Origin of the sequence: Pantoea sp. C8B4 (assembly GCF_051336905.1) — a bacterium.
Taxonomy (GTDB): Bacteria; Pseudomonadota; Gammaproteobacteria; order Enterobacterales; family Enterobacteriaceae; genus Pantoea; species Pantoea rwandensis_B.
The window spans coordinates 14,581-34,579 of sequence record NZ_JBGMNK010000010.1 but is presented as its reverse complement, the minus strand read 5'-3'; the positions used below and the strand labels follow the sequence as shown (position 1 = coordinate 34,579).

Below are 19,999 nucleotides of genomic sequence, written 5' to 3'. Positions count from 1 at the left end.
TGGCGATCCTGTCATTAGCAGTACAACCAATCGCAACCCTAGGGTTTAGCCAATTCATCCAGCACCTGCGTCAGTGACGGACGATGATGGCCGCGAAAACCGCTGACCGCTTCGGCGCTTAACAACGCATCCAGCACTGCGTGTTCAGTGGCATCGGCAGCGGCGGCGAGCAGCGGTTCCAGCGCCGCATCCTCAGGCGGAATTGGCTGCGTTTGCGTGGAGAATGCCACGGCAATATCGCCTGAACCATGGCCCCAATAGCTGCCTAAACGCCCTAATCCGGCACCGGCGCGTTTGGCGATACGCTTGAGCTGGCGGGCATCCAGCGGCGCATCGGTGGCCATGATAATGATGATGGAGCCGGCATCGCGCTGCGGCGCCAGTTCTGGCAGCAGCGGCCCAATCATGTCACCCATGCGCACACCATCCAGCGTGAACGCATTGAGTGCCCCAAAGTTAGCCAGCACCAGCACGCCCAAAGTGGCATTCAGTGAAGGAATTAAGCGCGATGCGCTGCCAATGCCGCCTTTCAAACTGAAACAGCTCATGCCACGTCCGGCACCGACGCTGCCACGGGCGAAATCGGCCTGCGCCGAGTCCAATGCATCCTGCGCCATCGCTTCGGTCACCGCCAACGCCTGAATGTCGTTCAGCCAGCCATCGTTGCATTCCAGCGCCAGCGGATTGACGGTCGGCAAACTGCGACCCAGCTCCGGGTTGCGGCTGATGGCATCGCGTACCAGCGTGGTAAACAGCGTGCCGACTGCCAGCGTGTTACTGAGCAAGATCGGCGTTTGCAGCACGCCTAACTCTTCCACTTGCACCAACCCGACCGGCTTGGCAAAGCCATTAAAGACCGCCGCGCCGCAGGGTAACGGCTTGAGAAACAGATTATCGCCCGGCGGCACAATCGCCGTCACACCGGTTTGTCTCTCACCGTCTGCCAGCGTGTGATGGCCGACGCGCACGCCGGGCACATCGCTAATGCGGTTGGTGGCGCCGCAAGCACTGCGCGGTTGCCCGAGCTGACGTTCAGTGCGCCAGCGTTGCAGCAGCCCATCGCGCTGCAGTTGTTGGAAATCCATGTTTAACTCTTTAGTTTGGGATCGAGCGTATCGCGCAGCGCATCACCCAGCAGATTAAACGCCAGCACAGTAATGAAAATCGCCAGGCCGGGGAACACGCTGACGTGCCATAAACCGCCCATCATCATGCTGCGGCTCATTGCCAGGATATTACCCCACTCCGGCACATCCGGTTCCGGGCCTAAGCCGATAAAACTGAGCCCCGCTGCCGTTAGAATACTGGTGCCGATACGCATGGTGAAATAGACAATCACATTGGAAAGCGTGCCGGGCAGAATGTGGCGCAGCAGGATCACACGATCGGGCGCCCCGGCGCAGCGCACCGCTTCGACATACGCAGCCTGTTTGAGCGATAACGTTGAGGCGCGCACAATGCGGGCAAATACCGGCACGCTGAACACCGCTACGGCGATTATCACGTTATTCAGTCCCGGACCGAGAATCGCCACCACCGCAATCGCCAACAGCATGCCGGGGAAAGCAAACAGCACGTCGGAACCGCGCATGATGAGCATATCGATCCAGCGACCGTAATAGCCCGCCAGCAAACCGAGGAGTACGCCCACCACCATGCCCAGCGTTACCGACAGCACGCCAACATAGAGTGAAATGCGCGCACCGTAGATGATGCGGCTCAGCAGGTCGCGTCCCAGATCATCGGTGCCCATCCAGTGTGCCGCTGAAGGGGGTGATGATAAGGCCATCCAGTCCGGTGCCATCGGATCCCACGGCGCCAGCCAGGGCGCGAAGATCGCCACAATAACCAGCAGCAATACAAAACCACCGGAGACCAGCGCCAGCGGATTACGCACAAAGGCGTGCAGGAAATCGCGCCACGGTGAGCGGATGGTCTGTGACGTTGCGGCAGAGAGAGAATCTGTACTCATCACGACTCCTGTCGCAGGCGAATGGCTGGATTGACCACGGCGTAGAGCAGGTCCACCAGCAAGTTAATCACAATAAATTCAAACACGAACAGCATCACCAGCGCCTGAATCACCGGCTGATCTTGTGCTTTGATCGACTCGATCAACAGCCAGCCCAAACCGGGCCAGTTGAAGACGCTCTCTACGACGATCGATCCGCCGAGCAGAAAACCGAACTGCAAGCCGAGCATGGTGATCACTGGGATCAGGGCATTACGCATCACGTGCTTCCACGTCACCAGCCGATTGCGCAGCCCTTTGGCTTTGGCGGTGCGCACATAATCTTCCTGCGCCACTTCGAGGAAGGCGGAACGGGTGAAGCGCGCCATCACGGCGGCCACTGAGGAACCCAAAGTGATAGCAGGCAGGATGATGTCGCTGGCCTTGTTGAACCCGCTCACCGAGAACAGGCCGAAGGGCATGGCAACGAACTGGATCAGCAACAGGCCCAACCAAAAAGTGGGCATCGAGATGCCGCCGACGGCGACGCTCATCAATGTCCAGTCCTGCCATTTACCACGCTTCAGTGCGGCCAGCACACCGAGAAACAGGCCGAGGATCACCGACCAGGCGAAGCCCGCCAGCGCCAGCCATAGGGTTGGCATAAAGCCTTGCTTGATCACTTGCAGCACCGGCTGTTGCGTGCGGTAAGTGACGCCAAGATCGCCACGCAACAGTCCGCCGATCCAGTTAACGTACTGCTGCGGCAGCGGATCGTTGAGTCCAAGATGCTGGCGCGCGGCTTCGACGGCTTCAATCGGTGCATCTGGCCCGGCGTAAATACGTGCGGGATCGCCCGGTAGCAGCTTGATAAAGCCGAACACTAACAGCGAGACCACCAGCAAGACCGGGATCATCTCCAGCAGTCGGCGAATAATGTATGCGAACATGCAGTTCCTTTTGGATGGCGACCAGGTACGTATAAATGCGCACCCTACGTAAAATGTGCTGATGAGCCGTAGGGTCGCCATCTGCGACGACCCATCACGACAAGTTCTTACTTAAAGGCCGCCTGGGTATAAAGGAAGTTGCCATCTGCCAGCATGGACACGCCTGTCAGGTTGCTGCGCTTGCCCACCAGGTTGTCTGGCGTGCCGAGGAAGGCAACTGGCGCATCTTTCCACAGCAGCTTCTGGGCTTCCGCATAGGCTTCACCGCGTCTGGCTGGATCGGCAGTGGCTAACCCACCGGCGATGGCTTTATCGACATCCGGATTGCTGAAGTACGAGACATTATATGAGGTCGGCACCCAGGATTCGGTGGCATACAGTGGACGCAATGCCCAGTCCGCATCACCGGTTGAGGTCGACCAACCACCGTAATAGAGGTCAAACTCTGCCTGTTTTGGATCTTTTACGCCCCACAGCTTGGCGTTACGTGTACCGGAATCCATTGGTGTCACTGTGGCACGAATGCCAACGGTCGCCAGCTGGGCTTTAAGAACCTGCGCCGCACGCACGCTGGCGGTGGTGTTAGTGGTCCACAGTTTCAAATCCAGACCGTTCGGATATCCGGCCGCTTTCAGCAAGGCTTTGGCTTCATCCGGAGCGTAGTGATAATTCGGCTCGCTCTGCTTCTGATAGAACTGCACCCCTTCCGGCATCGCGGAAGAAGCCGGTTTACCCATACCGGCAAACGCCACTTTCAACCACAGATTACGGTCGATGGCGTAGTTGATCGCCTGGCGCACGCGCACATCTGCCAATGGCTTGTGCTGGGTGTTGATCGCCATGTAGTAGAGATAGATGCTCGGATCGCGCTGGATCGCTAATTTACTGTCGCTCTGAACGGTGGCGATCAGATCCGACGGCAGCGGCCAGATCGCATCCACCTGCCCTGATTTCAGTGCGGCAACACGGGTGGCATCTTCCGGGCTGGGCGAGAAGGTCACTTTATCCACCTTCGGCCAGCCTTTTTGCCAGTAACCATCATACTTCACCAGCGAAACGGCCTTGCCCGGCTGCCAGTCGACAAACTTGAACGGACCGGTGCCGACCGGATGCAGGCGCAACTGTGCTTCTTCTGGGTATTGTTTGAGGATCGCCGGGCTCCACATCACCGCTGACGGGTGCGCCAGGGTATTGATGAAGGCACCAAAGGATTGATTGAGGTCGATTTTCACCTGGTCCGGTGCCAGCACCGTCACCTTGGCAATCATCTTATACAGGCTGTTACGCTTCAGGCCTTTGGTCTGATCGGCGAGGCGATCGAGGTTGGCCTTGACCGCTTCAGCATCAAACGGCGTGCCGTCCTGGAATGTGACGCCTTTACGCAGCGTCAGGGTAAATTCGGTGGCGTTGTCATTATGGGTATAACCGGTCGCCAGCCAGGGTTGCAGCTTCATCTGCGCATCGAACTGGAACAGGCGTTCAAAGATGCCGCTCTGTACCGAATAGCTGACGTTGTCCGAGGTATCGTGTGGGTCAAGACCGGTGATATCGGCATACATCGAAATACGCAGATCCTGCGCCTGCGCGGCGGCAGCCAGCGCGAGGGTCAAGCCAAAAGCCAGTGACGAACGGCGAAAAAGGGTTTTCATGAAATCTCCTGGTATTGAGCGTTAGCGCGATGCAATGTCGTCAGCGACCCAGTGTTGCGGTGCAACCTGGCGATAACGGGGTTTGGTGACCGTTTCGCCCAACTTGCGCAGCGGCGAAGGAATTTCGCTATCTTCGAAAGTACGGGTCTGACGGTTCTGTGGATCGGCCACCGGCACCGAGGCCAGCAGACGTTGGGTATACGGATGTTGCGGCTGGTTGAACACCGACTGACGCGGGCCAAGCTCGACAATCTGACCGAGATACATCACCGCCACGCGGTTAGCGATACGCTCCACCACCGCCATGTCGTGCGAGATGAAAATCCACGCGACGCCAGTCTGCTTTTGCAGGTCCATCATCAGATTGACCACTTGCGCCTGAATGGAGACATCCAGCGCTGAAACGGCCTCATCGGCGATGATAACTTTAGGTTTTAACGCCATGGCACGGGCAATCGCGATACGCTGACGCTGGCCGCCGGAAAACTCATGGGGATAACGCGTGGCATGTTCGGGCAACAGACCAACGCTTTTCAGCAGGGCATCGACCTGCGGCGTGGCTTCTTCCAGCGATTTCACCAGGCCGTGCAGCAGCAGTGGCTCGGCAATGGTGAAACCCACGGTCAGACGCGGATTTAAAGAGGCGTAGGGATCCTGAAATACCATCTGGATTTCGCGGCGCAGCGGCTGAAACTCCGCCTCTTTCAGGTTGGCGATTTCACTGCCCTGGAAATGAATACTGTCGGCCTGACTCTTAATCAGGCGCATCAGCGCGCGGCCGGTAGTGGATTTGCCGCAGCCGCTCTCGCCGACAATCGCCAGGGTTTCGCCCGGCCACAGGCTGAAGTCGATCTGCTCCACCGCGTGCACCTGATGGGTTAAGGCAGAAAAGATGCCGCTGCGAATCGGGTAGTAAACTTTTAAACCGCGCACATCCAGCAGCGGGGTTTCGTCATAACGGGCGGTGCGCTGTTCACCGCTATCGGCGGGCTGAGTGGCGCCCAACAGTGGGAAGCGCTGCGGCCAGCGCTGCTCGCGCATGTCGCCCAGTTTTGGCACGGCGGCCAGGAGCGCTTTAGTGTAGGGATGCTGCGGCGCATTGAAGATGTCGGCGACCGTGCCCTGTTCCACCACTTCACCGCGTAACATCACCACCACGCGGTCGGCGATTTCCGCCACCACGCCCATGTCGTGAGTGATAAACAGCACTGCCATCTGCTTCTCGCGTTGCAGGTCGCGCAGAATGTGCAGGATGCGCGCCTGCACGGTGACGTCCAGCGCGGTGGTCGGTTCATCGGCAATCAGCAGCTGTGGATCGCACGCCAGCGCCTGCGCAATCATCACGCGCTGACGCATGCCGCCCGACAGCGAGTGCGGGTAGCTTTTCATGACGCGATCAACATCGGCAATGCGAACCTGGCGCAGCAGTGCCCGCGCACGCGCATCCGCTGCGGCTTTATCGCACATCTGATGATCACGCAGCGCTTCCGTCAACTGATCGCCCACTCGCAGCACCGGATTGAGTGAGGTCATCGGCTCCTGAAAAATCATCGCCATCTCACGACCACGTAAAGTGCGGCGGTGAGTGTCGTCGAACTTTTCCAGTGCGTGGGTTGTGCCGCGACGGTCGCGGAACTGCATACTGCCGCGATCGATTCGGCCTGAAGCGGCCAGCAGGCCCATCACCGCCAGCGATGTGACGGATTTTCCCGAGCCGCTTTCACCCACTACGGCGACAATTTCACCGGGATAAATGGCAAAAGTGATGCCTTTCAGTGCCTGATTTTCGCCGCTGCGGCCGCGAAACGAGACGCTGAGATCCTGTATCGCGAGTACCGGCGCGGGACCGGCAACGCTGGCGGCGTTGGGGGTAAGTAAAGTGTCCGTCATCGTTGCCTCTTGCGGTTACAGCCAGATTCGGCCCTGAGCGTAGGAAAGGAAGGGTGAGCTATCGGCGGCCAGCCAGATGGGGCCATCCAGATCAACGTGTTCTGCAGCCATCGCCACCGGCAGCGCAGCTTCCATTGCGAGTGAGGAGCCCAGCATGCAACCAACCATCAGACGCATATCCCGCTTCTGCGCTTCTTCGACCATCGCTAAGGCTTCGGTCAGGCCGCCGCACTTATCCAGCTTGATGTTGATCATCTCGTAGCGATTACGCAGCTCGGCGATGTCTTCACGCGTATGGCAGCTCTCATCAGCACACACCGGAATCGGGTGGTTAAACCGTTGCAGGTCCTGGTCCTGCCCGGCAGGCAGCGGCTGTTCAACCATGGCGATGTTGTAAGCCTGTAGCGCAGTGAGCAGACTGTGCAGATCGACGCCCGACCAGGCTTCATTGGCATCGATGATCAAGGTGGCGCGCGGCGCAGCCTCTCTGATGGCTGCCACCTTCTCTAATATTTCGTCACGGTTCAGTTTGATTTTCAGCAGGATGGCGCCACGCGACACGGCATCAGCCGCTGCGGCCGCCATGTTTTCGATGGAGTCGAGGCTTAAAGTCTCCGCCGTGATCACCGAAGGCGGTGCAGCGCGTTCGCACTGCTGCCACAGCGTCTGCTTCGCCAGCGCGGCATCCAGACGCCACAGCGCACAGTCCAGCGCATTACGCGCTGAACCGGCAGATAAACGGCTTTGCAGATCGATTCGGCTTAAGCCCGCTTCAACATCTTCACGCATCGCTTCCAGCTGCGCCTCAACGCTGTCTGGTGTTTCATCGTAGCGCGGCGTCGGCGTGCACTCGCCACGTCCAATAAAGCCGTTTTGCTCCAGCGTGACGCGAATGACAGTAACGGCGGTACGCGTACCACGCGAAATAGCGAAAGGACGCGCCAGCGGCAGCTCCAGCACTTCAATCTGCATGCGCCGCATCTTAGCCACGCTCCTGCAGCAGGGCAGCGATATCTGCGATACCAAAACGCACCGGATCGGTAGCAGGCACGCCGAATTCAGCGCTGACTTCCGCACAATAGGCGCGGGCCTCTTCTTCGCTGTAGTTGGAGGTGTTAATAGCAAAACCGGCCAGCTGAACATTGTCGCTGGTTACATCGGCTGCGCGCAGGTTGGCCTCCACGCAATCTTTTAAACTCACCATCGGCTGATGCGGTAAATGACGCATGTGCGGACGGCCCATTTCGTGGCACATCACCAGCCAGTGCGGCTGCGCACCGTGAATCAGGCCCATGCTGACGCCCGCATAAGAAGGATGGAACAGCGAGCCCTGACCTTCAACGATATCCCAGTGGTCGGCATCATTGGCGGGTGACAGGGCTTCCACTGCACCGGCGATGAAGTCGGCAATCACCGCATCAATCGCAATGCCTTCACCAGCAACCAGAATGCCGGTTTGCCCGGTCGCGCGGAAGTCCGCCTTCATACCGCGTTCACGCATTGCCGCTTCCAGCGCCAGCGAGGTGTACATCTTGCCAACTGAGCAGTCCGTACCGACAGTAAGTACACGCTTACCTGTCCGCTTTTTGCCGCTGCCAACATTCAGTTTTGGACGCATATGACGCAGGTCAAACAGCTCAACGCCAAATTCCTGGGCTAACGCGACCAGCTCTGGCTCATCCACCAGACGATGGTGCAAACCGCTCGCCACGTTCATACCGGCTTTGATTGCGCCTTTAACCGTGTCGAGCCAGTGCTCGGGCAGATAGCCCCCCGCATTGGCGGTGCCCAGTACCAGCGTTTTCGCGCCACGTTCTTTTGCCGTGGCGATATCGAGCACGTCCAGACCTAAGCTGACAGTACAGCCCGGCAGTTTAATTTCGCCGACGCACTGCTCAGGGCGCCAGACGTGAATGCCGCGCGCCGTTTTAGCGGCCAGTGGATCGGTGACATCGCCAAGGAACAATAAATAGGGTTGTGGGATCAGCATGATGTTTCTCGTTTCAGACGGGTTAGAGGGTCTGAATCGACTATTCCATGCGGGTTAAGAGGTGACGAATGCTTGTTTGGTAGCGGGGTATAACATCAGGCTATAGCCAGATCGAAAACTGATGGTTAACGATACTAAGCCTTTGATAGAGAGAAAATTCGCGGCGTTATTGAGCGGGGGAGATAAGAAAATCATTGATAACCACAGGTCGATCCCTGACCGCGATTATCGAGGGTATAAAGTGCGATTAATGCAGTGCGCCTGGCGGGACGTGCTTGAAAGTCTCAACATATGCACGAAACACGTAGCGGAAAAAACGTTTCATTGGATACCTGGCTCAAAAATTGTTGAAGAAATACGCGAAAAGTATAACTAACGCGCGTTTTTCACGCAATTATTTTTGAGCCAGATCACAAAATGAGGGGTTTGGCAGATGCCTGAATTAGCTGAACAGGCCAAGGTGCTCGCTGAGAATAGTGCAGCCGATGCTGATTAATACGACACCCCCTAACACTTCAGCCCATTTACCCATGACCGGACCGATAAAGCGTCCGACCATCACGCCCGTGGTGGCCATAATCGTCGTGGCGGCGCCAATTGTCAGTGCAGTGAGCACAATATTCACCTGCAGGAATGCCAGGCCGACGCCCACCGCCAGCGCATCAAGGCTGGTTGCTACCGCGGTCATCGCCAGTACCATAAAGCCATGACGCTGCGGCGCTTCGCACGGATCATCCGCCGTCTGACGGAAACCTTCCATCATCATGCGGCCACCAAGAACGGTTAACAGGGCAAACGCCACCCAGTGATCCCATGCCATGATGTAGCGACTGGCCGCCAGGCCGATCGCCCAGCCAATCAGCGGCGTCAGCATTTCAATCACGCCAAAGATCAGGCCGGTGCGCAGCGCTTCTTTGAAGTTCGGGCGATGCAGCGACGCGCCTTTGCCCAGTGCTGCGGCGAAGGCGTCCATCGACATACCAAAGGCCAGAATCAGAGTTGCGATAAATGTCATGGGTTTTCAATCAATGCCGCGAAAAATGCCTTCAAGCGAGCGATTTTCCGCATCTATTGTTCAGTAATGAAAAAGTGCGCGCAGTCTAGCACGCAAAATCATCAAAAAAAAGACAGTAAAATCATGGATTTAAGTATAGCAAAGGCTATAACTCTTAACTTGCGCTATTTATGACGCTAAGTGGATGGAATAGAAGAATTTTCTTAAGGTTACCCGGCACAGGGATTGCACGCCAGCACGCTTTTATGCGCTAATGCCCGCGCTAATTGATAGGAAACCTGCGATGAAAAACCCGTTTGAAACGCTGATTATCCCTGGCGGAATCCTGCTGCTGGGCTTTCTCTCCGCACTACTGCTGCCCGCGCCGCAATTCGGCCTGGAATTGTCCAGACGGATTCAGGAGATGCTGCATTTGCAGGACCTGAATCAGCTCTACACTATCGTGTTTTGCCTGTGGTTCCTGCTGCTGGGCGCGATTGAATTTTTTGTCATCCGCTTTGCATGGCGTCGCCTCGCTAAGAAGTGATCCCCACCGCCGCGTAATGCTTTTTTCCTCTGACCACTGTCTGACGCGGCGAAAAATTAACACCCACAAAAATGTAACATTAGTTTTACACGATCTGGCGAAATATCACGCAACATAAAAACCGCATAAAAAATCAATCCACTATAAATTGATATTAATCATACAGTTAATATGTGACGCCGCTCACTCTCTGAACATTACCCTGCGCATTCCCCTCACAATATCGCAACAACTGCATTACCATAACCCTCTGATTAAGGGATAAAAATCCCTTATGACAGCGGGGTCGAGCTGATTAATTCTTATGCTGAATCATTTCGGCCTTTAAAAAATAAACAAACGTTTAATTCCGATACGAGAATGTTATATTCAAATGCATATGCATAACGTGCAGTTAACCGTTATCGTCCCCTGACTTAAACCTGAGTCTTAACCTTTGAGAAATAGCGCGACGCGCTCGAAAGAAGCGTGGCTGTTTCGCCTGCGAACCTGTTGAACTTCAGGTCAACAGAGAGAGGAGATGTCGCCTCATGAGTACTACTGCGGTAAACCTGGCGCTCGCCGCCGCTGGTATGGATAGCGCAAACCTTCAGGAACGAAAGGATGTCGACGTACTGCTGATCGGCGCAGGCGTTATGAGTGCCACCTTAGGCGCGTGGCTGCAGGATCTGGAGCCTGACTGGTCGATTGAGATGGTGGAACGCCTTGACGATGTCGCGGTGGAATCCTCCAACGGCTGGAATAATGCCGGGACCGGTCACGCTGCGTTGGCCGAGCTGAACTATACGCCGCAGAAGGCGGATGGCAGCATCGACATTGCAAAAGCGGTGGCGATCAACGAATCGTTCCAGATTTCTCGCCAGTTCTGGGCGTACCACGTTCAGAAAGGCAATCTGCGCAATCCAAAAAGCTTTATCCACAGTACGCCGCACATGAGCTTCGTCTGGGGCGACGATAACGTTGAGTTCCTGCGCAAACGTTTCCAGGCGCTGCAAAAAAGTACCCTGTTCCGTGGCATGAACTATTCAGAAGATCGCGACCAGATCACCCAGTGGATTCCGCTGGTGATGAATGGCCGTGACAGCAAACAGAAAGTGGCTGCCACCTGGACCGAAATGGGCACCGACGTCAACTTCGGTGAAGTGACGCGTCAACTGATTGCCTCTTTACAGAAGAAAGCCAATTTCCGCCTGCGTCTGCGTCAGGAAGTGCGTGATATCAAGCGCCTGAGCGATGGCCGCTGGCAAGTGACGCTGCATAATCTGGCCAGCGGTGAAAATCGCCAGCTGATCACGCGCCAGCTGTTTATCGGTGCGGGCGGTGCCGCGCTGCCACTGCTGCAAAAATCCGGCATCCCGGAAGTGAAAGGCTACGCCGGTTTCCCGGTGGGAGGTTCCTTCCTCGTGACCGAGAATCCAGAAGTGGTGCAACAACACATGGCGAAGGTGTACGGTAAAGCCAGCGTTGGCGCACCGCCGATGTCGGTACCGCACGTGGATACGCGTGTGCTGGATGGTAAGCAGGTGCTGCTGTTTGGGCCTTTCGCCACCTTCTCGACCAAATTCCTGAAACAGGGTTCGCTGCTGGATATGTTCGGCGCGATGAATGGCAGCAACCTGTTGCCGATGATGCAGGTCGGCCTGAAGAGTTTCGACCTGGTGAAATATCTGGTCGATCAAGTGCTGCAAAGCGATGACGATCGGATGGAAGCGCTGCGTGCTTATGTACCGCAGGCTAAGCAGGAAGACTGGCGTTTGGTCACTGCCGGCCAGCGTGTACAAATCATCAAAAACGATGAGAAAGAGGGCGGCGTACTGCGTTTAGGCACGGAAGTTGTGACCTCTGAAGATGGTTCGATTTCAGCCCTGCTCGGCGCTTCGCCAGGGGCATCTACGGCAGCGCCGATTATGCTGGAGCTGATGGCGAAAGCCTTCCCTGAGCAGATGCGTTCACCTGAGTGGCAGACCAAAATCCGCGCGGTGATCCCAACATGGGGCCGTAAGATGAACGGTGACGTAGCGCTGACCGAGAAGATTCTGGCGGAAACCAGCCGCGTACTGCAGCTCGATTACGCACCAATCGTTACGCCTGACGCAGCCAACGACGAAGCCCGCGAGACGGCACACGTGGTGGGGAAGTAACAAGGCAATCCTGATTGCTGTGAATACTGATAAGGCCGCGCAAGCGGCCTTTTTAATGGCTAAATGCGAGAAATGTCCCAAATTGGGATATAAGTTTGCTATAGTCCCAATGCGGGACTAAGATGCGCGTCATGAGAATCATATCGGTACGGACACTCAGGGAGTTCATGACGGCGAACCCCGACTCAGCTCAGCCGTTGAGAGCCTGGATTGATGAAGCACAAAAGGCCAACTGGTCCAGTCCGGCAGATATCAAGGATCAATACCGCAGCGCCAGCATTCTGAAAGGCAGTCGCGTGGTGTTTAACATTAAGGGAAATGATTATCGACTGGTTGCGGCCATCGCCTACCCACAGAAGCTGATTTTCATAAAGTTTATCGGCACACACCGGGAGTACGATGCCATTGATGCAAACACAGTGGAGCAACGTAAATGACACTGACCATTAAACCCATTCACACCGAACTCGATTACGAAACGGCACTTGAAGCCATCTCTCCGCTCTTTGATGATGTGCCTGAGCTGGGCACGCCAGAAAGCGATTATATGATTGTGATGAGTATGCTAATTGAAGCATGGGAGAAAGAGCACTACCCCATTGAAGCTGCCGATCCGATTGAAGCGATTAAATTTCGTATGGAGCAACAGGGATTAACAGCCAAAGATCTGGAACCTGCCATTGGTCGTCGTAATCGCGTTTATGAAGTATTAAATGGCAAGCGCTCTTTGTCTCTGGAGATGATTCGCAATCTGCATAAGCAGTTTGGCATTCCTTTAGAGAGCCTGGTGGGTCTCTGAAATTGCGAAGGGCGCCAATGATAGCGCCCCATTTGCTTCTGTTGCATGTCTGGTTTCAGCTCAGCAGCACCGCGTCGTACAGCATCCAGGCCGTGGTGGCCACCAGCGACAGTGCCATCAGACTGTTAAACGCCTGACGTTTCCACGCCACCTGCAGATGACTGCGCAGACGATCCCCCATCGCGGCCCAAATCAGGATGCAGGGTAAGTTCAATGCGGCAAACCCCAGCAACACCGTGATGACGCCGTTGCTGTTGGCGTACATCAGCGCCACGTTAGTCACCATCAGCCAGGCTTTGGGATTCACCGCCTGAAAACAGATGCCGCCCACCAGCGTCATCGGGTGTGGACGCTCACGCGCTTCTGGTGCTGCGGCCCGAAAGATTTTCCATGACAGCCACAGCAAATAGCTGCACCCCACCACCGTTAATGGCAAACGAATGGATGCCATCCAGTGCAGCAACACATCCAACGCCATGCTAGCCAGCAGCATCTGTATCGCACAGCCGAGCAGAATGCCAAACAGCATAGGCAGCGTGCGTTTAAAACCAAAATTGACGCCCGATGTGGCGAGCAGCAGGTTGTTCGGTCCGGGGGTGATCGACATCACCGTGACGTAGCTGAAGAATGAAGGGTCGAGCATGATGCGCTTCCTGATGGTTCAAAGTTAACATCATGCTAATGCGTGCCGGGCAATGGAAACAGAGACACAAAACGACTATTGTAATGGATACAGTTTGCTTTATTTTAGATTGTACCCATTACACGCGGAGGCTTTTGTGTCCCTTCCCCTTTCATCCGGTCAAACGCTGTATCAGCAGCTGGCAGATAGCTTTGCCGAGTCGATTCATCAAGGCACGCTAAAACCGGGCAAACGGTTACCCGCTATCCGCCGCGTGGCACAATCGCATCAGGTTAGTGTCAATACTGTGCTCAATGCCTGGCAAATCCTTGAAGATCGCGGCCTGATAGAAGCGCGTCCGCAATCGGGCTATTACGTGCGTGGCGTGATGCCGGCCGTGACGCGTCCGGTCAAACCGCTGCCCGCGAAAATCAACGACCCCAGCACGCAGAAGCTGGAACTGATTGAGCAAGTGTTTGCCGCACAGAATAATGCCGATTACACCAATATCTCTCTGGCCTGTCCGCAGGATGGCACCTTCTATCCGGCAGCACGCTTAGGCCGAATTACCTCAGGCATTTTACGGCACAATCCCGACATCATCGGGCGCTATGCGCTTCCGCCTGGTAGTGAGCGCTTACGGGAGGAGATAGCGCGCCGCAGTCTGCATACCGGCATCAATCTGACTGCGCAAGAGATCACCCTCACCCACGGCTGCATGGAAGCCTTACAGCTGGCGCTGCGTGCGGTCACGAAACCTGGCGATTGCATTGGGCTGGAATCCCCCACTTACTTCTTCCTGTTCCCACTGCTGGCATCACTGGGCCTGAAAGCACTGGAAATCCCCACCGATCCACAGCAAGGGCTGTCGCTGGATGCGCTGGAGATGCTGCTGCAGGAGAAGCGTATTCAGGCGCTGATCGCCATGCCCGGCGCGCAGAATCCTCTTGGCTATGTGATGCCACTGGAGAATAAGAAGCGGCTGGCAAAGTTAGTGAATACTTACCACGTTCCGATGCTGGAAGATGGGCTGTATGACGAGTTGCAGTTTGACTGGCCTCTATCACCGCCGGTGAAAGCCTTTGATAGCGATGGCTGGGTGATTTACTGCACCAGCTTTACCAAAACGGTGGCGCCGGATTTCCGCGTGGGCTGGACCGCTGCCGGCCGCTTCCATCAGGCCATCGCCCGTTTGAAAGCCGTCTCTTCCATGTCTGAGTCGCGCCTATTGTGTGAGACCCTCGCCGAATTTCTGGCAAGCGGTGGCTACGACCATCATTTGCGATCGCTGCGCCGTCGCTATGCCGCCAATCTCGATGCGGCGCGCGGCATCATGGCGCGCCATTTTCCGCAGGGAACCCGCGCTACCCTGCCCAAAGGAGGTTTTGTGTTTTGGGTGGAGTTGCCTGGAAAAGTGGATACCGTGGAGATGTTCCACCGGTTATTGCAGGAGCAGATTTGCGTGACGCCGGGAGCGCTCTACTCGCTGAGCGACCGTTATAAACATGCACTGCGCCTCTCCTGCTGTTATCCGTTTGATGAGCGTTATACGTGGGCACTAAAACGCACCGGCGCGCTAGCCTGCGAAATCACAGGCCTGGCACCGGGACAGGATCAAGGCTTGCCGTTGCGGCCCCAGGTGGTGTAACCCTCACGCTCGGTCAGACGCTCGTAATAGAGTTGCACGGCTGGAAATTCAGGGTGCTCCAGTGGGGTTTCAAACCAGCGATTGACCGCAAGCCCCACCGGAATGTCTGCCAGCGAGAAGTTGCGTCCTGCGACGTAGCGCCCGGTTTTTTGCAGATGCTGGTCAAGAATATTCATGGTGTGCGTCCAGCCTTTAATCGCGGCGGCCAGCAAACGCGGATCCTGATGGGCAGGTGAGTTGCGCACCAGTGACATAAACGCATAGCGCCAGGAAGTATTGAGTTCGGTGGCTTGCCAGTCCATCCACTGATCCACCGGTGCACGCGCACGTGGGTTTTCCGGATAGAGCCAGTCGCCGCCGTTGCTGTTGGCGAGATAGCGCAGAATGGCGTTGGATTCCCACATCACGAAGTCATCTTCGATGATTACCGGCACCATGGCATTAGGGTTGAGCGCCATGAATTCCGCCGAGTGCAGCGATTGCGGGTCTTCACCCCAGGGTTCGAGCTCATACGCGAGATCCAGTTCTGAACACAACCACAGAACTTTGCGCACGTTGATTGAAGAAGTACGACCAAGAACTTTTAACATAGCGGACTCCGATTCCAGAATTCTTAACCTATTCATAGTCCTGTTGACTGACATTAGCAATCTGCAGGATGTAAATCAGGATTTCAGAGTGCCTCAACCAGCAAGGAGTGAAAATGAAAGTCGCGTTTAAGCAGGTGGATGTGTTTACCTCATCAGCGTTTAAAGGTAATCCGCTGGCAGTCATCATGGATGCAGAGGGATTAAGTGACGCCCAACTGGCCGCTATCGCCCGCTGGACCAATTTGTCGGAAACCACCTTTGTCCTGCCACCACAGGATGCTGCGGCCGATTATCGGGTGCGCATTTTTACCACTGAAGGGGAATTGCCCTTTGCCGGTCATCCGACGTTGGGCACGGCTCACGCCTTGCTGGAAGCGGGATGGACAGTGAAAACACCGGGTAAGATCGTGCAGGAGTGCGGCGTTGGCCTGGTGGATGTGCGCATTAGCGAGGATGGCGCGCTGGCCTTCGCCGCCCCCGACGTCGCGCTGACGCCATTTGATGACGCGTTGATGAGCAGCGCACTGAACAGCGAAGCCTTTGATGCCCACCAGACGCCGACCATTGTCGATATGGGGATTCGCTGGCTGCTGATCCCGATGAACAGTGCGCAGGCGGTGTTGGATGTGCAGGCCAGCGCAGCGGATCTGCTGCGTTTGCAAAAACATGCCGACGTCAATGGCACTGCGCTGTTTGGCCCGCTGCCAGAGGAGTGCGGCGAGCAGTATGAGGTGCGCGCGCTGCTGGTTGAGAACGGCAGCCTGACCGAAGATCCGGTAACAGGCAGCGCCAACGCCTGTCTGGCGCGCTATTTCGCGGCACAGGGGAAAACCGAGGATTATCGTGCGCGTCAAGGCAGCGCTATCCAGCGTGAAGGGCGAATTCAGGTGAGTTTTAGCGGTGATAGCATCTGGATTGGCGGCCAGACAGTGACCGTGATTGACGGGACGATTGAGATCTAAAAACACGCGCAATAAATTGCGCCGCTACGGCCCCCTGCATCGCTACGTAGCGGCGCGATTGAGATCTCAAACATGGGCAATTAACGACCAACCGCATGATTGCGTAGCAGGGCGATTGAGATCTCAAACACGCGCAATAAATTGCGCCGCTACGGCCATCCAAAGGAGTGCGTAGCGGCGCGATTTATCGTGCATGAATGCCGCGTCACTCAGCGTGCATGATTACAGCGACTGTCCGCCTGACGCTTCGATGCGCTGCGCGGTGATCCAGCCGGTTTCTTCGCTCAGGATGGCGCTGATCGCGTCACCAATATCATCCGGTTGACCCACACGGCCCAGCGATGTCACCGAGGCAATGTGATCGTTAAGATCTTTGGTGTCACGCACGCGTCCACCGCCGAAGTCAGTTTCAATCGCACCCGGTGCCAGAATATTGACGCGAATGCGGCGCTCGCCCAGCTCTTTGGCCTGATAGCGCGTCAGCACTTCCATCGCCCCTTTCACCGAGGCATAGGTGCCTGAGCCCGGCAACGTCATGCGCGTTAATCCGCTGGAGATGTTCAGGATGCGACCACCATCAACGATCAACGGCAGCAGCTTCTGCGTCAGGAAGTAAGGCCCTTTGAAATGCACATTGATCAGCGCATCAAATTCTTCTTCCGTGGTTTCTGCAAACAGCTTGTAGTGACCGTGACCGGCGTTGTTCACTAAATAATCAAAGTTGTCGCGCTGCCAGGTTTTTTGCAGTGCCTCTCTCACCTGTGCCACGAAAGTGTTAAAGGTGCTGCTGTCGCCAACATCCAGCTGCAGTGCCACAGCACGCGCGCCCAGCGCCTCAATCTCTTTCACCACGGCCTGCGCTTCTTCCGCGTGACCACGATAGGTGAAAAGAATATCTACACCTTTGGCCGCCAGTTTCAGCGCACCATTCTTGCCCAAACCGCGGTTGCCGCCGGTAATCAATGCAATTTTATGACTCATGTTTCGCTCCAGGTGGAAAATTGAACACGGGATAAGGATATTCGTTATAAATTGATCTATAAACGCAGAGGAATACGCAGCACTGTTTCACTAACAACAACAATCGGTGAACAACATGGATAAAATTCACGCAATGCAGGTTTTTGTGCGGGTGGCAGAAATGGGCAGTTTTACCCGTGCAGCTGAAAGTCTTGGACTACCAAAAGGCAGCGTATCGCGCCAGCTTCAGGCGCTGGAAAATCAAATGGGCACGCGTCTGCTGCATCGCACCACCCGGCGTGTTCATCTCACCCAGGATGGGCTGGTCTACTACGATCGTTGTCTTGATCTGTTGTCGATGCTCGACGATATGGACAGCCTGTTCCAGCACGATCCCGCCACCCTGAGCGGCAAGTTGCGCGTCGATATGTCGGTGGCCATGGCCACCGGATTTATCCTGCCGCGTTTGCCTGAGTTTCTGCAGCATTATCCCGGCATCGAAATTGAGCTTAGCAGCAGCGATCGCCAGGTGGATGTGATTCGTGAAGGTTTTGACTGCGTGATCCGTGTGGGCGAGCTGAAAGATTCGGGTCTGATTGCGCGAAAAATCGGATCACATGCCTTGATTAACTGCGCCAGTCCCGACTACCTTTCCCGCTTCGGCATGCCGGTGCGCCTCGAAGATCTGGCACAGCACGCGATGGTGCATTACACCCAGCAGCTGGGGCAGCCCTCTTTGGGGTTTGAATATTTTGATGGTAAGCAGTGCCACTATGTTCAGACCGGCGGCGTGGTGACGGTGAACAGCACCGAAACTTATCGTGCCGCCTGCATCGCGGGTTTAGGCATTATTCAGGTGCCCGCGATTGGCGTGCAGCCACTGCTGGAATCAGGCCAGTTAGTGGAAGTGCTGCATCACTTCCCGGCCAAGCCGATGCCGATTTCGTTGCTTTACCCACATCGCCGCAACGTAGCACGCCGCGTGCGGGTGTTTATGGAGTGGCTGAGTCAGGTGTTGCAGGAGTATGTGACATAAAGGGCTATAATTTTAATTTCGCAGTGAACAGGATGATTATCGTCTATGACAGACAAACCTAACCAAGAATCCACGGCTGAAAAGAAGCCGCTTATTGATATCAAGACCGGAAACAAAACCGTGGATGGCTCAATCCGGAACGTGTCGCGCTTTGCGACCTGGTTCCAGGCCATTCCGGCGGTGGCGCATTTTATGCGCGCGCTGGATCGGTTTAACGATCGCCTCGGCAGCCAGTTTGGCGCGGCGATCACTTACTTCTCCTTCCTATCTCTGATACCGATTTTGATGGTCTCCTTTGCGGCAGTCGGTTTTGTGCTGGCGTCGAATCAGGATTTACTCACCGAGTTGATCAACAAAATCGTTAACAGCATCAGCGATCCTACGCTGGCCACTACGCTAAAGAACACCGTGAACACCGCGATTCAGCAGCGCGCGACGGTCGGGTTAACCGGTTTGCTGCTGGCGCTCTACTCTGGCATCAACTGGATGGGCAATTTGCGCGAGGCAGTGCGCGCGCAGTCGCGTGATGTTTGGGAGCGTAAGCCGGACGATCAAGAGAAGTTGTGGAAGAAGTATGCGCGTGATTTGGTGTCGTTGCTCGGCCTGATGCTGGCATTGGTGATTACGCTGTCGCTGACCTCCATTGCCGGTGCCGCGCAGAATGCCATCGTTAACGCGTTGGGATTGGAGGATATCGAGTGGCTGCGTCCGGCGATGACCATTATTGCGCTGTCGATCTCCATTTTTGCCAACTATCTGTTGTTCCTGTGGATTTTCTGGATTCTGCCGCGCCACAAACCGCGCAAAAAAGCGCTGTTTCGCGGCACGCTGCTGGCGGCGATTGGCTTTGAGGTGATTAAGTTTGTGATGACGCTGACGCTGCCAAAGCTAGCCACTTCGCCTTCTGGTGCAGCCTTTGGTTCGGTGCTGGGATTAATGGCGTTCTTTTACTTCTTCGCCCGTCTGACACTGTTCTGCGCCGCGTGGATCGCCACCGCAAAATACAAGGATGATAAAGAGATGCCGCAGCCGCATCAGGGCAATTAACATCGCAAATTTGTTACATTTGCCCTAACAGCTAAAAATGTTTCCTGCGGGCTATTATTTCAGCAAAAACCAGCAGGAAACGCTAAAGGGTCACTTTAATTTGGCCCTTTTGCAGAGATTCCCGCCAAAAAAGTGACACTTCCCGTTCCCATCACCCGTCGATTGCCGCAACTCAGAAATTATCCACTTTTTCGCCGAAAATGCCTGTTCTGGCGCGGGTTTT

Annotated in this window: 19 protein-coding genes; 8 read left to right on the top strand and 11 right to left on the bottom strand. The window is 55.8% G+C overall.

The annotated features are described in order from the left end of the window. Positions 1 to 38: 38 nt before the first annotated feature. From ACCW76_RS13765 to mntP, 8 genes are all read right to left on the bottom strand, one after another. Entirely contained in the window at positions 39 to 1,085 is a 1,047-nt protein-coding gene (locus ACCW76_RS13765; RefSeq protein WP_436338803.1) for a P1 family peptidase, read from the bottom strand. Positions 1,086 to 1,087: 2 nt separating this feature from the next. Then, positions 1,088 to 1,972 (bottom strand): ABC transporter permease subunit, encoded by an 885-nt coding sequence (locus tag ACCW76_RS13760; protein ID WP_436338801.1) that lies wholly within the window; start codon positions 1,970 to 1,972, stop codon positions 1,088 to 1,090. Continuing rightward, the gene (locus ACCW76_RS13755) at positions 1,972 to 2,901 is read right to left on the bottom strand and encodes an ABC transporter permease (RefSeq protein WP_045814153.1); all 930 of its coding nucleotides are present in this window, start codon (positions 2,899 to 2,901) and stop codon (positions 1,972 to 1,974) included. Before ACCW76_RS13755 ends, ACCW76_RS13760 begins: the two co-directional genes overlap by 1 nt. 107 nt (positions 2,902 to 3,008) lie before the next feature. Next, on the bottom strand, positions 3,009 to 4,550 hold the full coding sequence (locus tag ACCW76_RS13750) for a glutathione ABC transporter substrate-binding protein (RefSeq protein ID WP_436338799.1): 1,542 nt from the start codon (positions 4,548 to 4,550) through the stop codon (positions 3,009 to 3,011). Between the two features lie 21 nt (positions 4,551 to 4,571). Next, the gene (locus tag ACCW76_RS13745; protein WP_436338797.1) at positions 4,572 to 6,440 is read right to left on the bottom strand and encodes an ABC transporter ATP-binding protein; all 1,869 of its coding nucleotides are present in this window, start codon (positions 6,438 to 6,440) and stop codon (positions 4,572 to 4,574) included. 15 nt (positions 6,441 to 6,455) lie between these two features. Further along, entirely contained in the window at positions 6,456 to 7,421 is a 966-nt protein-coding gene (dgcA, locus tag ACCW76_RS13740; RefSeq protein ID WP_436338795.1) for an N-acetyl-D-Glu racemase DgcA, read from the bottom strand. 1 nt (position 7,422) lies between these two features. Next, on the bottom strand, positions 7,423 to 8,430 hold the full coding sequence (gene dgcN, locus ACCW76_RS13735; protein WP_038644154.1) for an N-acetyltransferase DgcN: 1,008 nt from the start codon (positions 8,428 to 8,430) through the stop codon (positions 7,423 to 7,425). A gap of 442 nt (positions 8,431 to 8,872) precedes the next feature. Continuing rightward, positions 8,873 to 9,445: a manganese efflux pump MntP gene (gene mntP, locus ACCW76_RS13730; RefSeq protein WP_045814158.1), complete on the bottom strand. Its 573-nt coding sequence runs from the start codon at positions 9,443 to 9,445 to the stop codon at positions 8,873 to 8,875. Between the two features lie 283 nt (positions 9,446 to 9,728). On the opposite strand from mntP, the gene ACCW76_RS13725 reads away from it, so the two are divergent. The 4 genes from ACCW76_RS13725 to ACCW76_RS13710 all read left to right on the top strand — a co-directional run bounded on the left by ACCW76_RS13725 (position 9,729) and on the right by ACCW76_RS13710 (position 12,911). Then, complete coding sequence (locus ACCW76_RS13725) at positions 9,729 to 9,971, top strand: DUF1158 domain-containing protein (protein ID WP_045832230.1); 243 nt, start codon at positions 9,729 to 9,731, stop codon at positions 9,969 to 9,971. A 530-nt stretch (positions 9,972 to 10,501) separates the two neighbouring features. Further along, a complete protein-coding gene (gene mqo / locus ACCW76_RS13720) occupies positions 10,502 to 12,112 on the top strand; it encodes a malate dehydrogenase (quinone) (RefSeq protein WP_038644146.1) in 1,611 nt (536 codons plus the stop codon). Between the two features lie 131 nt (positions 12,113 to 12,243). Next, positions 12,244 to 12,549 carry a type II toxin-antitoxin system HigB family toxin gene (locus ACCW76_RS13715; RefSeq protein ID WP_045832244.1) on the top strand — a complete coding sequence of 102 codons (306 nt, stop codon included), beginning with the start codon at positions 12,244 to 12,246 and terminating at the stop codon, positions 12,547 to 12,549. After that, on the top strand, positions 12,546 to 12,911 hold the full coding sequence (locus tag ACCW76_RS13710; protein ID WP_045832231.1) for a helix-turn-helix domain-containing protein: 366 nt from the start codon (positions 12,546 to 12,548) through the stop codon (positions 12,909 to 12,911). Before ACCW76_RS13715 ends, ACCW76_RS13710 begins: the two co-directional genes overlap by 4 nt. A 55-nt stretch (positions 12,912 to 12,966) precedes the next feature. Here ACCW76_RS13710 and ACCW76_RS13705 read toward each other — a convergent pair whose 3' ends face one another. Further along, complete coding sequence (locus ACCW76_RS13705; protein ID WP_436338792.1) at positions 12,967 to 13,554, bottom strand: LysE family translocator; 588 nt, start codon at positions 13,552 to 13,554, stop codon at positions 12,967 to 12,969. A 136-nt stretch (positions 13,555 to 13,690) separates the two neighbouring features. On the opposite strand from ACCW76_RS13705, the gene ACCW76_RS13700 reads away from it, so the two are divergent. After that, positions 13,691 to 15,181, top strand: a complete 1,491-nt coding sequence (locus tag ACCW76_RS13700) for a PLP-dependent aminotransferase family protein (protein ID WP_436338791.1) — start codon at positions 13,691 to 13,693, stop codon at positions 15,179 to 15,181. Here the strand turns inward: ACCW76_RS13700 and ACCW76_RS13695 are convergent. Beyond that, positions 15,148 to 15,771, bottom strand: coding sequence for a glutathione S-transferase family protein (locus tag ACCW76_RS13695; RefSeq protein WP_038644142.1), 624 nt, complete (start codon positions 15,769 to 15,771; stop codon positions 15,148 to 15,150). The two genes, ACCW76_RS13700 and ACCW76_RS13695, sit on opposite strands and share 34 nt — an antisense overlap. Positions 15,772 to 15,884: 113 nt before the next feature. Here ACCW76_RS13695 and ACCW76_RS13690 point away from each other — a divergent pair, with 113 nt between their 5' ends. Continuing rightward, the gene (locus tag ACCW76_RS13690; protein WP_436338790.1) at positions 15,885 to 16,733 is read left to right on the top strand and encodes a PhzF family phenazine biosynthesis protein; all 849 of its coding nucleotides are present in this window, start codon (positions 15,885 to 15,887) and stop codon (positions 16,731 to 16,733) included. Positions 16,734 to 16,955: 222 nt separating this feature from the next. Here the strand turns inward: ACCW76_RS13690 and ACCW76_RS13685 are convergent, their stop codons facing one another. Beyond that, positions 16,956 to 17,714 carry an SDR family NAD(P)-dependent oxidoreductase gene (locus ACCW76_RS13685; RefSeq protein WP_045832235.1) on the bottom strand — a complete coding sequence of 253 codons (759 nt, stop codon included), beginning with the start codon at positions 17,712 to 17,714 and terminating at the stop codon, positions 16,956 to 16,958. A 115-nt stretch (positions 17,715 to 17,829) separates the two neighbouring features. On the opposite strand from ACCW76_RS13685, the gene ACCW76_RS13680 reads away from it, so the two are divergent. Together ACCW76_RS13680 and yhjD are read left to right on the top strand one after the other, a co-directional pair. Continuing rightward, the gene (locus tag ACCW76_RS13680; RefSeq protein ID WP_045814179.1) at positions 17,830 to 18,729 is read left to right on the top strand and encodes a LysR family transcriptional regulator; all 900 of its coding nucleotides are present in this window, start codon (positions 17,830 to 17,832) and stop codon (positions 18,727 to 18,729) included. Between the two features lie 45 nt (positions 18,730 to 18,774). Beyond that, on the top strand, positions 18,775 to 19,776 hold the full coding sequence (gene yhjD / locus ACCW76_RS13675; RefSeq protein WP_436338787.1) for an inner membrane protein YhjD: 1,002 nt from the start codon (positions 18,775 to 18,777) through the stop codon (positions 19,774 to 19,776). Positions 19,777 to 19,999: the final 223 nt, after the last annotated feature.

Bases quoted from the DNA above. Each gene is read 5' to 3' on its own strand.
- ACCW76_RS13765 (WP_436338803.1), bottom strand. From the start codon at position 1,085: ATGGATTTCCAACAACTGCAGCGCGATGGGCTGCTGCAACGCTGGCGC.
- ACCW76_RS13760 (WP_436338801.1), bottom strand. From the start codon at position 1,972: ATGAGTACAGATTCTCTCTCTGCCGCAACGTCACAGACCATCCGCTCA.
- ACCW76_RS13755 (WP_045814153.1), bottom strand. From the start codon at position 2,901: ATGTTCGCATACATTATTCGCCGACTGCTGGAGATGATCCCGGTCTTG.
- ACCW76_RS13750 (WP_436338799.1), bottom strand. From the start codon at position 4,550: ATGAAAACCCTTTTTCGCCGTTCGTCACTGGCTTTTGGCTTGACCCTC.
- ACCW76_RS13745 (WP_436338797.1), bottom strand. From the start codon at position 6,440: ATGACGGACACTTTACTTACCCCCAACGCCGCCAGCGTTGCCGGTCCC.
- dgcA (WP_436338795.1), bottom strand. From the start codon at position 7,421: ATGCGGCGCATGCAGATTGAAGTGCTGGAGCTGCCGCTGGCGCGTCCT.
- dgcN (WP_038644154.1), bottom strand. From the start codon at position 8,430: ATGCTGATCCCACAACCCTATTTATTGTTCCTTGGCGATGTCACCGAT.
- mntP (WP_045814158.1), bottom strand. From the start codon at position 9,445: ATGACATTTATCGCAACTCTGATTCTGGCCTTTGGTATGTCGATGGAC.
- ACCW76_RS13725 (WP_045832230.1), top strand. From the start codon at position 9,729: ATGAAAAACCCGTTTGAAACGCTGATTATCCCTGGCGGAATCCTGCTG.
- mqo (WP_038644146.1), top strand. From the start codon at position 10,502: ATGAGTACTACTGCGGTAAACCTGGCGCTCGCCGCCGCTGGTATGGAT.
- ACCW76_RS13715 (WP_045832244.1), top strand. From the start codon at position 12,244: ATGAGAATCATATCGGTACGGACACTCAGGGAGTTCATGACGGCGAAC.
- ACCW76_RS13710 (WP_045832231.1), top strand. From the start codon at position 12,546: ATGACACTGACCATTAAACCCATTCACACCGAACTCGATTACGAAACG.
- ACCW76_RS13705 (WP_436338792.1), bottom strand. From the start codon at position 13,554: ATGCTCGACCCTTCATTCTTCAGCTACGTCACGGTGATGTCGATCACC.
- ACCW76_RS13695 (WP_038644142.1), bottom strand. From the start codon at position 15,771: ATGTTAAAAGTTCTTGGTCGTACTTCTTCAATCAACGTGCGCAAAGTT.
- ACCW76_RS13690 (WP_436338790.1), top strand. From the start codon at position 15,885: ATGAAAGTCGCGTTTAAGCAGGTGGATGTGTTTACCTCATCAGCGTTT.
- ACCW76_RS13685 (WP_045832235.1), bottom strand. From the start codon at position 17,714: ATGAGTCATAAAATTGCATTGATTACCGGCGGCAACCGCGGTTTGGGC.
- ACCW76_RS13680 (WP_045814179.1), top strand. From the start codon at position 17,830: ATGGATAAAATTCACGCAATGCAGGTTTTTGTGCGGGTGGCAGAAATG.
- yhjD (WP_436338787.1), top strand. From the start codon at position 18,775: ATGACAGACAAACCTAACCAAGAATCCACGGCTGAAAAGAAGCCGCTT.